The organism is Gammaproteobacteria bacterium CG11_big_fil_rev_8_21_14_0_20_46_22 (genome assembly GCA_002796245.1).
Classification (GTDB): Bacteria; Pseudomonadota; Gammaproteobacteria; order UBA12402; family UBA12402; genus 1-14-0-20-46-22.
Window position 1 is genome coordinate 1,476 of record PCWT01000020.1, and the last position, 15,517, is coordinate 16,992.

The 15,517-nt window shown below is 46.6% G+C and carries 9 protein-coding genes; 3 read left to right on the plus strand and 6 right to left on the minus strand.

Going from position 1 to position 15,517, the window contains the following annotated elements:
• Window positions 1–1,703 precede the first annotated feature (1,703 nt).
• The 3 genes from COV52_02170 (at window position 1,704) to COV52_02180 (ending at window position 7,692) form a co-directional block, all read left to right on the plus strand.
• Entirely contained in the window at window positions 1,704–2,342 is a 639-nt protein-coding gene (locus tag COV52_02170; GenBank protein PIR11773.1) for a hypothetical protein, read from the plus strand.
• Window positions 2,343–2,422: 80 nt separating this feature from the next.
• A complete protein-coding gene (locus COV52_02175) occupies window positions 2,423–4,165 on the plus strand; it encodes a hypothetical protein (protein ID PIR11774.1) in 1,743 nt (580 codons plus the stop codon).
• Complete coding sequence (locus COV52_02180) at window positions 4,162–7,692, plus strand: hypothetical protein (GenBank protein PIR11775.1); 3,531 nt, start codon at window positions 4,162–4,164, stop codon at window positions 7,690–7,692. The genes COV52_02175 and COV52_02180 overlap by 4 nt, the downstream gene beginning before the upstream one ends.
• 348 nt (window positions 7,693–8,040) lie before the next feature.
• Here the strand turns inward: COV52_02180 and COV52_02185 are convergent, their stop codons facing one another.
• From COV52_02185 to COV52_02210, 6 genes are all read right to left on the minus strand, one after another.
• On the minus strand, window positions 8,041–11,850 hold the full coding sequence (locus COV52_02185) for a TIGR02099 family protein (GenBank protein ID PIR11776.1): 3,810 nt from the start codon (window positions 11,848–11,850) through the stop codon (window positions 8,041–8,043).
• Between the two features lie 73 nt (window positions 11,851–11,923).
• A complete protein-coding gene (gene mreD / locus COV52_02190; protein ID PIR11777.1) occupies window positions 11,924–12,406 on the minus strand; it encodes a rod shape-determining protein MreD in 483 nt (160 codons plus the stop codon).
• Entirely contained in the window at window positions 12,390–13,286 is an 897-nt protein-coding gene (locus tag COV52_02195) for a rod shape-determining protein MreC (protein PIR11778.1), read from the minus strand. Before COV52_02195 ends, mreD begins: the two co-directional genes overlap by 17 nt.
• An 11-nt stretch (window positions 13,287–13,297) precedes the next feature.
• Window positions 13,298–14,335, minus strand: coding sequence for a rod shape-determining protein (locus COV52_02200; protein PIR11779.1), 1,038 nt, complete (start codon window positions 14,333–14,335; stop codon window positions 13,298–13,300).
• Window positions 14,336–14,470: 135 nt separating this feature from the next.
• On the minus strand, window positions 14,471–15,229 hold the full coding sequence (locus COV52_02205) for a hypothetical protein (GenBank protein ID PIR11780.1): 759 nt from the start codon (window positions 15,227–15,229) through the stop codon (window positions 14,471–14,473).
• Window positions 15,230–15,279: 50 nt separating this feature from the next.
• Window positions 15,280–15,498 (minus strand): hypothetical protein, encoded by a 219-nt coding sequence (locus tag COV52_02210; protein PIR11781.1) that lies wholly within the window; start codon window positions 15,496–15,498, stop codon window positions 15,280–15,282.
• Window positions 15,499–15,517: the final 19 nt, after the last annotated feature.

The following is a 15,517-nucleotide window of genomic DNA, read 5'->3' on the forward strand; positions in this document are numbered from 1 at the left end:
ACAATATTACTCGCTGTATTCGTTGTATTTGTTGTGGTGTTTACAACCACGGGAAGAATACTCGCCGGCAAAAGTGTATTCATCGTGGCAGCGTTGCTTCCGGTCGTCGTCATAGCACCTGTGGTAGCACCGGCAACAGCCCCAGCACCGACACTGGATGCAATAGCAGCACCAATACCGGCAACCGTGGCACTGGCCAACAAACCCACACCCATGCCGCCCACAACCGCGCCCGCTATGCGGTGTCGAATCAAGCTTTTTTGATTCGCCTTAACGAGCGACTCAAACTCACCCTCTAGCCCAATGGGCGCGCCCTCTTTGAACAGGCGATAAAACAGATTCAAACCGGTAAAAAAAGCACGTGCCTTATCGATTCGCGCGGGTAATATTTCATGAAGATAAGCGGTCAAGCGCTGCCGAAGATGAGCCTCATCCAGCATTGCGTTTTGTATCTCAACAAGCGAAACATTATCCAGCAAACCGTCAAAATCAGCCAAAATCTCTGAAAGACACTCATCGGATGCGTAGTTTTCCTCTATCTGCCTGCGCTCATGAGCACAATCATCGCCTTCAAACAATGCTTTAAAAAGGCGAAAAAGCCCGTCGGGTTTGTATTGTTGAATTAAGCGATTACCAATAGCACCAATCTGAAGTTTACATAAAGTCACAAGACGCTCTTCGTCGCTCACAAACAACGTTGAAAGAATAAGAGCGAAAGCCTCTTTAGTTTTTTCTGTGATCGCCTCACCACCACGAAGACTCAAAGGGGTGAACATACCATTGTGTTTGCCAAAGTAGCAGCCCTTGAGCACAACCGAACAACTAGAGAAATCAGCACGCAGTTGCGCCAAGCCCCGGATAAACTCATCAATCGCATTTTTCGTTGCGATCAGGCCCACAGGCTTCAACTCAAACCTAACCCACTTAGCAAGCTTATTGATATTAAAATCTTCACTGATGGCCGCAAAAATAAACTGCCCCACCAAGTCTTGCCTTGCCCAAGGCTCAACCAGCGATGACAATCGTTTAAAGCACTCAAGGTCATAGCGCTCCCTCAACGCTTGAGGTAAGCGCGCAAAGTACCCCCCTAAGAAATCGCTATTGGACTGACCGGGGATGTATTTTTGAGTGAGCAAGCCCGCAAGAGCCTGCCTATAAACCAAAGACGCCTCAGGGTTTTGAAATTTAGCGCGAGGCTCAACCGAGCAACGGCTTTCCGAAAGATAACAAGCCTTAACCTCAAAAGACTCTCCCGTCACATCTGCGCGCAAACTTGCCAACGTAATGATAAACTTATCAATCGCTTTTTTCGTCTCAAATCTTGTGACCACCCCAAGAGCGCTCTTGATAGCCCGCGCCACTTCGGCGAACGATTTATCGGTATCCAAAGCCATTAACATCAGTCGACCTATAGCTTCCTGTTTTACCCAGGGCTCAATAAGCATCGCCAATTTTTTGAAAAACTCCAAAGAATACCTTGCATTAATTTCTTCAGACACTCCAAATTTCGACACAAGCGGCTGAACAGCCTCTAAATCATCATTGACCATGCTCTTTACTCCTAAAATCCTAAAATATGAGGTTCCAAGAGCCAAAGGCTGTTATTATTCTGTCAGCTCCGGAACCGAGCTTATTCTAAGCTTTTTAAACAGGATTATTAGGGGTAAAATCCCCCTATTGCACCGTCAGCTTTGGTAGAAAAGATGAGTCACATTCTCCAACAGTTTATACGAGCCTCCAATCCAGAAGAGCTACACGATATCGAGCAAGGAGAGCACCAAGGCCTATACTTTCATGTTTTCTGGAAAAACCGTCGGCACCAGTACTGTGGCGCCAACAACCGCCTTATTCATGACTTCGGCTTGCGCGATCCAAAAGACATCAAGAACCACAATAACCTTGATTTCTTTACCTCCGAAATAGCCTCCAGCCTTGAAGTCAACGATGAGAAAGTACTGCGCGATAGAAAAGCCTGCATATTCTTTGAATCAGGCAGATTAAACCATAATGGAAAATTTCTGCACGGCATTACACACAAAATCCCTTGGTTTACTCGATCAAACAAACTTATTGGCATCATGGGGCTTTTTCTTGTCGCACCTGAATCAAGAGTTGATCCCAAAAACAGGGCTTCGCTCAGCGATCGACAAATCGACTGTCTTTACCAACTGGTAAGAGGGCACAGCACAAAAGGCATTGCAAAACAACTGGGGCTCTCACCCAGAACCGTAGAACACTACCTGGAAAGCATCAAAATTAAACTCAATGCTCAGACACGCCAGGAACTTGTTGAAAAAGCCTTAAGCATTGACGCCATCAAGTTGCGACTCACCCTACTTTAAAGCCAAAACACAGGCCTTGCGGTTGACAGCTCCGCCCAGAACACATACCTTTATATACGTTCTTAAATCAAGCGCTTAACATGTTCAAAAGAGCCACAATTCAGTGTCTACTTCTGGGGCTCTTCTCGGCTGCGGCCTTCGGCAACACGCTACCCGAGAAAAAAAACATTCACTTTCGTTATACCGTTACCGGTATCGATAACGCTTTGCTCAAAAATGCGAATGAGCGACTACGGGTGATGCTGCAAAGTGTCAAACCCGTACTCAAACGTCACGCCGCGCGCCAGCTCTACCGAGCCGGCAAAGAAGAAATCACGCTGGCCCTACAACCTTACGGCTACTACCAGCCCACCGTTGATGGCGAATTAAAACAAGAAGGGCAAGATTATGTAGCTAACTACACGGTTCAGCAAGGCGAGCCTATTCACATCCAAAGCTTAAATGTTCTGATCAAAGGCCCAGGCAGAACAAACCCCGCCCTTCAAAAGACACTGAAAAACATTCCGCTCAAACAAGGCGATGTCCTTGAAGTCTCGAAATATCAGCGCAGCAAAGTTGACTTAATCAATACAGCTCGCACACAGGGCTACATTAACGCGCAATTCAAACATGACAGCGTCAAGGTCAACTTAATTCATTACCAAGCCAATGTTGAAATGGTGCTGGAAACGGGTCCACGCTATTATTTCGGGCCGATTGCGCTTAATCAAACGCCGCTTAACCCTAACTTCCTAAGGCGCTTTTTAAATTTTAAGCCAGGTGAGCCCTATAACCCTCAAAAACTCACCGACCTGCAGTCAACGTATGCCGGCACAGGGTATTTCAGAAGCATATCCATTACACCCTCACCCGACCACAAGACACACAAAGTCCCAGTCAAACTTAACTTTGAAATGAATAAGAAACACATGTACCAAATCGGCTTGGGTTACGGCACAGTGTCAGGCATTCGACTTTCAGGCGCAGTCAACTGGCGTTACATCGGACAATACGGGCACAAATTTAAACTATCAGGCTTATGGTCTCGCACCTATTACGATCTAAGCGCGCAATACCTTATTCCTGCGCACAACCCAGTGACGTCGTACTACACACTCAACGCATCGGTGTACATCATGCAAGCGAACAATGATGCAAAAGCTTACGTCGGAAAATTTGGCCCAGGTTACTTATGGCAAATGGATAAATGGACCTTCGAAGGTTACCTCTGGTACCTCAATGAAAGCTGGCGACTCAACGGCAATGAAGACTACCAAAGCGGTCACCTCATCATGCCAGAAGTTAAAGCCACACGGCTTAGCACACAGAACATTGTGAGCGTTGAAAATGGTTCGCGCTACCAATTTATTATCAGCGGCGCGTACAAAAATCTTTATTCCGCCGCATCTTACCTTTCCTCACGGTTTAATTTTAAAGGCATCAAAACCTTGGGCGTCGGCAACCGTTTTATTTTAGGCTTGCAACTTGGCGCAATTGCCGGCAGCCAATATAACAATATTCCCTTATCACAACGTTTTTTTGCCGGTGGTGATAACAGCATTCTAGGCTTTGATTATTTGGGTATTGGCCCTGGCCGATACCTAACCGTAGCCAACACTGCCTATCAACGAAAAATTTACGGCGATTTTTACGCCCAAGTGTTTTACGACCTTGGTAATGCGTTTGTCAGCTTTGATAATTACAAACACAACTTAAACCGCACTGCAGGTCTAGGCGTGGTTTGGCGAACACCCGTGGGCGATTTGACCGTCTACTGGGCCAAGATTCTAAGCAAACAAGGTCAGCCCAATCAGTTTGGTTTTAGCCTGGGGCCTGAACTATGAAGCGCTTAAGCTTATCGATTGCCACCGTTGCAATTTTTTTGATTGCCTGGGTTTCACTCATGCTTTCAACGACCGCCGGCCTTCGTACTGTCGTCACAATCTGCAAAGGGCTCGTACCCGGCACTTTAAATGTTGCACAAATCCATGGAAAGCTACTCGGTGAAGCTCGACTCTCAGGCATTCAATTCAAAAGCGACAGCTTAAATCTTAATATTAGCGATGTCGATTTTGATTGGAGGCCTCGCGATCTTCTCGCTTGGCATCTTCATATCAACAAAGCCCATGTTAGCGGTGTTGATATTCGCGAGCTTAAACCCAGCGAAACAAAAAATAGTGAAAAAACCGAAAATAACCATAACGGTGATTTCTCCCTGCCAATTCCTATTACCTTGAACGATATAAAAATTACTGATTTTCGTTTTATCAGCGCCGACAAAAGCCGCACAGAATTACAAAGCTTATCGATTAAAAAACTCACCGCAAGAAAGACACTCAACATAGACTCACTATTTATTCAAGCCAAGCCAAACACGCTTGCCTTAAACGGCCAGGTTGAACTTATTGCACCGTATAAAATGAGTCTCGACGGCAAATTCAGTAACACCAGCCCCGTGGAACCCACGCTTAAAGGCGATTTTAATGCAAAAGGCGATCTCGCCCACACTTTGAACATTAACATTCACAGTGATCCCAAAAAAGCCTTTGATGCCAACATTGTGCTTAAACAACTCCTAGACCAAGGACAGATGAACATTGAGGCACACTGGCAGCAACTCACCTGGGCCATAGACCCTTACCGCTATGTACAAAGCCAGTCTGGCAAACTATCCGTCAACGGAAATTTTGACGACTATAAAACCCAGCTATCGACTGAGCTTGGCGGCAACATCCTACCTAAACTGGGTGTGCAACTAGAAGGCACGGGCAGCCGAAACCACTACACCGCCAATACATTGAACATAAACAGCGCGGCCGGCGTCATCACCGGGCAGTTTAGTGTCGCGTGGCAACCGATCGTGAAGTGGCATGCGAACATAAATCTTTCCCACATCAATCCCGGCGTACAATGGGCCGCACTGCCTGGCGATATCAGCGCAAACATCAAAACCGATGGCAGCTATAGTGACGCGCTCAACTTAACAGCTTCACTGTCAGGCTTGCGCGGCCAACTACAAAATCTACCCTTATCCGGTCAAGCACAGCTAAGCATCGAAAACAAGGTCATTAATATCAAGCCATCGCGGTTAACGATCGGGCCGAATAGCTTCCAAGCAAAAGGGCAGCTTGGCCCAAGCAGCAACTTTCAATGGACGATGAATGCGCCGAATATGGCGCAGGTTTACCCAAACTTTAAAGGGCAACTAAAAAGTGCCGGCAGCCTAACAGGCAAACTCTCTCACCCCATTATCAACGGAAATATCCATGCCAATGATCTAAGGCTCTTCGACCTCAGCGCCGAATCAGCGAACATCAAAGGCCGCCTCGACACCAGCTTTAAGAGTTACTCACACTTTTTCTTAAACGTTAAGCAAGCACACTACCAAAGCCTTCATATTAAAACCGCTTATACCTCCATCAAAGGTGATATGAACTCTCATCATGTTTATGCCCACATCGATGCGCGAAAAGAAAATCTCTATTTTGACACGCGCGGCGCAATCAGCCATCACCTGCTGACCGAAAAGGTGTCGCAACTTACCCTCACCTCAAAACGCTTTGGTCGTTATGCACTGAACCACACTGTTGTGCTGAAAGCCTCCGATAAAGCCGTGAGCTTCACACCGTTTTGCTGGCAATCAAACGCGCAGCAAGGCCTATGCCTGAAAGGTGACTGGAAAGCCGACAATAACTGGCTGATGACGCTATCCATCAAACGATTCAACCTTGGGATCTTTAATCCTTTTCTGCCCAGCGAGCTGCACTTAAAATCCAACATCAATGGCAAAACAACGCTACAAGGCAATGGCAACAGCGCCATAACACTCAACAGCCAGACCTTAATTAACACATTAACACTGCATTTAGAAAGCCTAAACAGCACGCAAGCCATCAGCCTGAACAACAGCCAGATCAACATCAAATCCGACAGCAGTGGTGTCACACTCAATAGCCAGCTCAATGTTTATGACGCGAAAAACGCACTCAAACTCATGCTTTCACTACCAAAGTACCAACTCTTTCAAACCATGAAAGATGAGCAAGCGATCAAAGGCAAGGTCGAGCTCAACATCACCGACTTAAACAAACTGACCTCGCTGATACCACAAATCTCATCGATTACCGGAAAACTTGTGGGCACAATGAAAGTCTCTGGCACGATCAAAAAGCCTGCGCTAGACGGCAGAATACAGCTACAACAAGGCAGTGTTTCACTGCCTGACCTAGGCTTAAACCTGAGAAACATTGAACTAGGCTTAAGCGCAAACACAAGCCAGCTTCGCCTAGTCAGCCAGCTGACCTCCGGCCAAGGCACACTAAAACTCAACGCTACCGCCCCCATAGAATCATTACCTCTCAAAGTACAGGCAACCCTCAAAGGCAGCAAAGTCACTGTGATCAACAACAAAGAGTACCATGTCACGGTATCACCGGATCTCGCCTTAAACTATTCACGCCCTGATATGATTATCACAGGTGAAGTTCTTATCCCTTATGCCGACATCAACCCGAAAGATTTTAGCTCGGCCACCACATTGCCAAGCAATTTTGAAATCATCACGCCAGACACTGAAATGCGTGATAAAGCCTTACAGCTCTACTTACAGAAACTCAAAATTATTTTAGGCAAAAAAGTTCGCTTCAATTATATGGGGCTGGACGCAGGTTTAAGCGGCGATTTAACCATCAATAGCAAACCACACGGCGCGACAACAGGCGTAGGCCGCATTAATGTTGAAAACGGCATGTTCCGTGCCTACGGCAAGAAACTCGAAATCAAACAAGGTAATTTGATTTTCACCGGAGAATCCATTGATAATCCCGGCTTAAACATTGAAGCCATTAAAATCATCCCCGTGTATAATTTCACCGCTTCTGCGAATCAAACAGGCTCGAAAGTCACGGTTGGCATTATCGTCACCGGCACCGCCATGGACCCGAGTATCAACTTGTATTCCATTCCGACCATGTCGCAAACTGACATACTGTCTTACTTACTGTTTGACAAACCCTCAAGCTCAGTGGGTGGCTCAAATGCCGCCCTGCTCGGCCAAACAGCTTCTCTGCTCGCAGCAGACCAAACGCAAGGCGTGACCAGCAATCTCGAAAGCTCGCTAGGCTTAAGCACCATTGGTCTTGAAAACAGCCAAGTTTACGTACCCGGCAACACAGGCCCACAATCAACCACTTCGTTCGTAATAGGCAAACGCTTAAGCAAACGATTGCAAGCGCTTTACAGTGTGGGCATCAGCATTCCTGTGAGCATTGTCATGTTGCAATATCAAATTTCACAACACTGGCAATTGCAAACCCAGACCAGCAGTTACGATAACGGTGCGGATATTTTATACACGATTGAGTCAGGTTGATCGACTAAATAAAGCTTTTTCCCAGCCTACACATGTTTTTTATCACTTCGTAAATGTAGCCTGGGTTGACGAACGAAGCGAGGATAATCCGGGTTTTTATTTTCTTGGATTATCCCTAATGTCATTGCGAGCGAACGACAGTGAGCGCAGCAATCTAACTTAATCAAGAATTACAGGCGCTATTTTCTGGAGAGTTTTTCAGCATTAAAAGCTTGAAGAAAATTTAAACCCGCAGAAAAAGACAACCCGTTTGTGCGCAGAAAAACCATGGCCACTAGGGCGTATCCCTGAACTCTCGGGCGCGAAAAACAAGATAATCGATGAGTTTAGGGGCACGCCCTAATATGACTATTGAGCAGTGGCGCCAAGGTGTTGAACCTTGGGTTTAGACCAAGGTCCTGTAATACGATAATCATAACGACTGGATTCACGCGTTGCACTGTGAACCAATTTATCCACCGCCCAGGTGGCGATACCGGCAATCGGGCCGATCACGGGGCCGCCTGCAATCGTTGCGATCACCGGCAAGCTGGCGCCAAGATTGGTATCAACACCCACCTCTAAACTCAAGGTCTTTTTCACCAAATCCACCCAGCCTTTAGCCTTAATATCGGCCACCTGGCCCAAGGCCTCTAAGTTGTTGGACGATAGGCGCCCATGATCAAAATGCAAAGCACCGGTCAAGCTATCAAAGTGATAACCGTCTTTACCCAGATCAGACACATTCAGCGTCAGAAGATGACGCAAACTTAACAGCGTGACAAGCTTACCCAAATTTAACTTCTGTGTGGTGGACTGCCCGAGGTCAACCAACCAACCATCGACGAGACGCATATTCATATCGCCATTGAGCTGCGACAGCTCAAAGTCTGCTAAGCCCTTTGGCCAGCTTAAGTCAAAGGTAATCTGGGCTTTTTTCGCAAGCAGACTCGAGCGAAGACCAAAGGTTTTTAACAATAGAGTGAAATTATTACTGCCAGCAGAACCGCGAATCGATGATTCCAGCGGCTTACCCTTTTGATAAGTCACCCTGCCCGTTAAGCTGCCATTCAGCAAGTCACCACTGGCACTTAAACGATTAATCAAAAGCGCATCCGATTCAGGCTTAAGATCCGCTTTAATACCTGTGACTTCCAGGTTTTGATAGCGCAAACGAGCGACCGAGGCCTGTAACCATAGCCACTGCAAAGGTGAACCTGGTGCCTCGCCTTTTTTCATACCCCCAAGCAAAGCTGAGAGATCAATGCTTGAAAGATTAATCAGCAAAGGTGACTCAGGATAATTCGATGGATAAAGCACATCGCCTGCCAGCACCGGATTAGACAACCCCACGCGCCAGCCTGCACTCTCATGCTTAGCTGTCACCCTTGCATTTTTAAAGGTATAAACTGGCAGCGCGAGGGTTTTAACCAAAACATCCATCGTCGGATGAAAACGGGAGATAAAATCAGATTCACTTGACTTCGCACTTGAAAAGTTTGACGGCTCTTTAGACCAAAGTGTTTTCCAATCAAGCCAGTTAAAATGATCGAGCACGCCTGTCAGCAATAAGCTTGGTTCCACCGGCGCTACCGTTTTATTCGCCCCAAACGTTAACTGACCACTGTAAAGCTTTGCGCCTTGCTGACTAGGAATAAAAGAAAAAGCAGCGGCCAAACGATCACCGTAGTGAAAGTTCAACACGCCCGGGCTGGTGCCCGCAAAGCTCACATTAAACTCACTGTCTACTGAGTCTTGCGCAGCTTTACCCAGCGGCTGAGGCAAGGCAAGCGAAACACCGCTTAAATCCGACTCTATACGCAGCTCATTTTTTCTCAGCGAGGTTAAAACATCCGGCAAATTAAGCTTTGCTTTAAAGCCAAAATCACCCGAAATAAAACTCGGTTGTTTTAGCCCAAAGTATGCGAAAATTTTTGACACGGACAAACTCGATGAGAAGTTCACTTGCGTTGCCAGGTAAGGCTTTTGCTGGGTTTTGATATGGATATTGACAGGTTTACCCTCCAATATCCCCTGCAAGCCCTGCGAAGCAATGCTTGATGCCGTAAACGACAAGCGCCCCTTAAGCTCTTTAACCCACAAGCGCCAATCCAGCAAATGCAAATCAACACCTAAGAACTGTGTTTCACCTTGCACTTGGGTTTTATCAGGATCGCTAAGAGGAATGGTTAAGTGAAGCTTCGTTAAGGTATCACCCTGCATGCGCATGTTTTCAAGCGAAGCACCCACGGTTTCTTTCAACGGGGATTGATTAAAAAAGCGTAAAATATCACTCGCCTTATCATCAATGTTGGCATCGACCAACAACTGATCAGGCGCCTTACCTGTCAAAGAAGGAATTGTGCCCTGAAGATTACTGACTTTCGCACCCAATACTGTCGCCGATGAAGCATTCACAGTCATGCGATTATCTGAAAACAGAAGGTTCGCATTCAGGCCGGTCAAATCCGGCCAGCCATCGGCATAATGCAAATGCATGTTTTGAATATTGGTATCAACCTGAAAAATACCCCGCTTATCCAAAAACGGAAAATCATTCAACGGACCATGAATAACAATCTTGCCCGTCAGTGGAGCACCACTAATAAAAGCTTGCGACAACCAATCAACCGCGCCCTTTTCCATCACACGCGTGGGAAGATAATGCGCGGCTTGGGTTGGAGACTGCATATAATAACCGCCCATCAGGCTCATCATGACGGGCTTTTTAGCTTTTTGCTCAACGGCAAAATCACCCACCCAAGAAATATCAGGATTAGCCAAGTGAAGATGATAACCCGACACCTTGAAACCTTGGTCACCGTAACGCCATCGCAGTAATCCTTTAGCAAGACTTAAATCGACGGGTTTATCAAACAAACCACTCAAATCTAGACTTAAGTTCTTACTGTCCAAACGAAAAGCACCCTGGCCCGGCAGAGCATAAATCGCGCCCGAAAGATGATCAACCGCACCGACGGATGGCAAATGATCAAGGCCCAAATCGTTTAAATAGGCCTGAAAATAGTACTCTTTTGCATTGTCTAAGTTGATGAAGGCCATGGCGTTATTCAACGCGCCACGAGGTTGGTAATGGTACAACAAGTGGCCTATCTTAGCCGGCACCAAAGTACTGCCTGACAGCCAGCGCAAGGTATCTTGCAAATCCAAATAATTCAACCACACAGCTAAACGATGATGCGTAGCATCTTTGGCAAGATAAAAATTCAGCGTCGGCCACACACTGTCTTTCGTGATGATATCTAAGTTGTTTGCACTCATTTCCCAAGCACCATTTTCCCGGCGCTTAAAGGCGAATAGGCCCTGCAAACTTTTGATGCGTAACCAACGACCTGATCGCTGCGAATGCAAACTTAAGTTGTACACTTTTGGACTTAGAGACACGCTGTCTAAATGGCCCTGATGAAACCTTAACCAAACCTTTGAATTAAGCTGCCCTGCATTAAACCAATAACCATGGTACTCCTGTGCCTTAAACCACGCACCTAAATCCAAACCTGTTACTTTAGCGTAGAGTTTGCCAGTAGCATGGTGATAATCAAACAAACCGCCTTTGTTTTCCGTAATAAAATTCACAGAAAATGGCTTATCGATACCGGGGCGAGTCAATCTTGCACTGCCTGAAAGCTGATACGCATCGCTAGCATTGTTAAGCACCAGCGTGCGGATATAAACGTCTGTGGTTTTTTTATTTTGCGCATGATATTGCACACTGACATTACTCAAGCGCACATAGGCACGTCGCAATAAATCTTTAAAGAAATCACTAACTGAGGATTGCGCGCCAGGCTCTAAAGAAACGCTCATCGCCTGGTTAACTCGATAACCGTGTTTAAGCTGATCAATACGCAAGCGAAACCCTGAAAACGTGATAACACCCAATCGAAGCTCACGAGAAAGGACGGTGCGAAACACATCCAAGGAGACATACAGATTATCAATGTGTCCTAAGGGCTGCTTTGCCGGCGCGTTTTGGTAAACAGTCACACCACTGAGCCAAACTTCTGGCTGAAAACCGCTCCAACCAAACTTCACCTCATCAACTTTAACGGGCAGCTCCATCGCGTGCGACACCCATTGCTCAAAACGTGCTTTATGCATGGTCAACAACGGTGTCATGGCTCGCGTTGCCGTTAAGACCACTGCAAAAAAGACCATGAGACCCGCGATAAGGTAAAGCAGCCAGTGGGTTATACGGTAAACCGCGCGGCGAAAGCGCCTTATTCTCGTTTCACTCAAGATCGACCCGCCGCTTCAAATCGGATAGTAAACGAAATAGCCAAGGCCAAAGCACAATATTGACCAATGCTGCCAACCAATACAACACACTCGCAGGCGCGCTCGCAAGAATACCTTGTGCGGTGAACACGATAATTTTATAAAGCAAAGAAAAAGCCAAGATCACAAACAGCTGCTGCAGGCCTGGAAACATATTAAATTGCTTATGAAACTTGCACGCAAAGTACACGGGTATAATCATCGCAAGCGCATGCTCGCCCAATGCAGTGCCATAACATAAATCCAGCAATAAACCGGCAATAAAAGCATAACCAACTGACACAGAGTACGGCAGTGATATTGACCAAAACAACAAAACCAGCAAAACAAAATCCGGGCGCAACCAATTAACCCAAGCAGGCAAAGGCACCAAAGACAGCATAAAGGCCACAAACAAAGTTAACCAAACAAAACCCAGCCTAGGCTTTCTTTGCATGAGCGCCCCCCTGGTTTTGCTTGTTTAACAGGTTTTGCGCCGCCCTTTTTAAGGCGCGATTATTGGGCCACACCAATAACACCAAACGCGAGCGATTTAAATGTGCCAAGGGCTTAGCAATGATCTGACTAAAACGCTCGTTCGGGTCTTGCTCAACGCTGACGATTTTCGCGACAGGATAACCATAAGGGTAACGGCCACCCAAAGCAGAAGTGACGAGAATATCGCCTTCTTTAAAATCGGCCGTTTGTGGCACATCTTGTAAGCTTAGCATGCCGGTTTCTGGCTGACCGAGAGCAATAGCGCGATCATGACTGCGTTGATCCTGGATCGGCACAGCACTTTGGCCGTCGGTAATCAGCATCACACGACTGACCAAAGGATCCACGGCAACGATTTGCCCCAACACACCATCTTGATCCAACACGGGTTGGCCTTCGAAAATACCATCACCCTCACCTTTATTCACAACCAACTCATGCTGAAATGGCGCCTCGGATACCGCGATCACATAAGCCTCTAAAACCTTGTTGCCACCGGCTTGAATAGAAGACTGCAACAAGGCTAATAATGCCTTATTGTCTGTTTCCAACGTCATCATCTTTTGAATTTGCGATTGCAATAAAGCATTCTGGGCTTTTAACTTCGTGTTTTCTTTTTCAAGACTCGCGCGCGTGCGCACATTAGACACCACAGATTCCACGGCACGAACCGGCAAATCAACCGCGTAAACAGCGGGTAATGTTATAACAGAAGCTTTTTCGCGTGCGCGGTGAAAAAACCGATTCGTATGATCGGCAAACATCAGCACAACACTGATAACACAGAGCAAAAATGCGCGTAACCCTATACGCGCATTCTGTTTGAAGATTGGCTTAATCGCTTAAACCCCTATTCTTTGCCCAAAAAATCCAGTCTATCGACCATCTCCAAGGCTGCACCACCACCACGCGCTACACAGGTTAAAGGATCATCCGCCACAATCACTGGCAAACCTGTTTCTTCCATTAACAAGCGATCCAAATCACGTAAGAGCGCACCACCACCGGTTAACACCATACCACGTTCAGCAATATCGGCGGCCAATTCGGGTGGCGCTTGTTCAAGGGCTGCGCGCACCGCGCCCACAATACCCGTCAACGGCTCTTGAAGCGCTTCCAAAATTTCATTGCTATTGAGTGTAAAACTGCGTGGCACGCCCTCAGCAAGGTTACGACCTCGCACTTCCATCTCACGCACATCAGCGTTCGGAAACGCGGCACCAATTTCTTGCTTCACACGCTCAGCGGTCGTCTCACCAATCAAGCTACCGTAATTACGGCGAACGTAGCTAATAATCGCTTCATCAAAACGGTCACCGCCGATACGCACCGACGCAGAGTAGACGATACCACTCAAAGAAATGATCGCCACTTCCGTTGTACCACCACCGATATCCACGACCATGGAACCTGAAGCCTCTTCAACGGGTAAGCCTGCACCAATCGCAGCCGCCATTGGCTCGTCGATCAAATACACATCCCGCGCACCTGCGCCTAGGGCTGACTCGCGAATTGCACGGCGCTCAACCTGTGTGGAACCACAGGGCACACAGACCAAGACACGAGGACTTGGACGCAAGAAACGGTTTTCATGCACCTTATGAATAAAGTGCTGCAACATTTTTTCAGTAATGAAAAAATCAGCAATGACGCCGTCTTTCAAAGGGCGAATCGCTTTGATATTGCCCGGTGTACGACCCAACATACGCTTAGCTTCAGCACCCACAGCTGCCACTCGCTTGGGCCCGCCCATATCGTCTTGACGAATTGCTACCACCGACGGTTCATTCAGCACAATTCCTTTGCCTTTGACATACACTAATGTATTGGCCGTACCTAAATCGATTGACAGGTCACTGGAAAACATACCACGAAGCTTTTTAAACATGGGATATCCTTAAAATGATGGGTAAAAACCTGGGTGTACTGTACCAATCTGGCCTGCTTCCGGCAACTATTTTAAGTGGCTTTAGACCTAGAGCAAAAAGCGGGCTTTTCGCTCCAAAAAAATACAAAGATAGGGCTAAAATGAATACGAAGCCGTCAGATTGAATATATTACGTAAATAGCCCGTATTTTTGTAAATCACACTGTTGCCAGAGTCGTGTTCGACAAAATCAAAGCTCTTATCAGGAAAGGTATAAAATAGAGTGTAATTCAAACCAAGAGAGAAATGCTGTGTCAACGCATAATTCAAGCCCACTATACCCTGAACCGACGGCCTGCGAATATAGGCAAGCCCTTCGTAAGTCGCCGCAGCTTCGCGCTTATTTTGAACGCGAATCACCGTGTAGCCAAAACCTGCGCCCAAGTAAGGCGTGAATTTACTTTTATTTTTAAAATCGTAATAGCCATTTGCCATCAAAGAATAAGCGCGCTCGCTACCTCTCAAATCAGCGTTAAAGGTTGTAAATTTAATACGGCGAACATTCTGCCCAATATACAAAGCCTGAAGATCCGCACGCCAGTGGGCATTAAAATGGTAACCCACCGCCACTGAAAAAGAAGGGCCAGATTTGTATTTTGTGTAAACCGTTCCGTTATTACTTCTGTTGACCCATTTGTCAGTCGCAGGCGGGACATAACCTGTTTGCAACGACACGTAAATTGCGCTATCACTGGTTTTACCCGTCACTTTAGGTGTGCTTGCCACACCATGCGGCGCCTCTGGCTTAGCACTTGAATGGCTGCCAGCCGCAAGCGACGGCACAGCCGCTGAAAACCCCAATACTGGCCAAGCTAGAAAACTCACAGTCAACAAAATCAGGCAACGCTTTAACATTTAATCATCCTTATAAGCAATTTTTAACTATAACAAAATAAAGCTGCTTATCAAACAGCCGGGCTACTTGTTTTCTCTAGAGAAATCTTGCGCCACAAAAAAAGCGCAAAGATGAAACCTAAACAGGCCGTGAAGAACAAAGCAATAAACACGCCTGAAAAACCAAACCCATGAGCGAGGTAGGCGCTAATCAAGGCACCCAAACCTAAGGCAATATTATAAAAACCGTTCCAAATACCCCAGGCTGTGGTTGTCTTATTTTTAGGCATATGACGCTGATACAAGGCA

What these genes read in the sequence shown, in the direction of transcription:
- COV52_02170 (PIR11773.1), top strand. Translation starts at nt 1,704, where the DNA reads ATGAGTCACATTCTCCAACAGTTTATACGAGCCTCCAATCCAGAAGAG.
- mreD (PIR11777.1), bottom strand. Translation starts at nt 12,406, where the DNA reads ATGCAAAGAAAGCCTAGGCTGGGTTTTGTTTGGTTAACTTTGTTTGTG.
- COV52_02200 (PIR11779.1), bottom strand. Translation starts at nt 14,335, where the DNA reads ATGTTTAAAAAGCTTCGTGGTATGTTTTCCAGTGACCTGTCAATCGAT.
- COV52_02205 (PIR11780.1), bottom strand. Translation starts at nt 15,229, where the DNA reads ATGTTAAAGCGTTGCCTGATTTTGTTGACTGTGAGTTTTCTAGCTTGG.
- COV52_02210 (PIR11781.1), bottom strand. Translation starts at nt 15,498, where the DNA reads ATGCCTAAAAATAAGACAACCACAGCCTGGGGTATTTGGAACGGTTTT.
- COV52_02180 (PIR11775.1), top strand. Translation starts at nt 4,162, where the DNA reads ATGAAGCGCTTAAGCTTATCGATTGCCACCGTTGCAATTTTTTTGATT.
- COV52_02175 (PIR11774.1), top strand. Translation starts at nt 2,423, where the DNA reads ATGTTCAAAAGAGCCACAATTCAGTGTCTACTTCTGGGGCTCTTCTCG.
- COV52_02185 (PIR11776.1), bottom strand. Translation starts at nt 11,850, where the DNA reads ATGGTCTTTTTTGCAGTGGTCTTAACGGCAACGCGAGCCATGACACCG.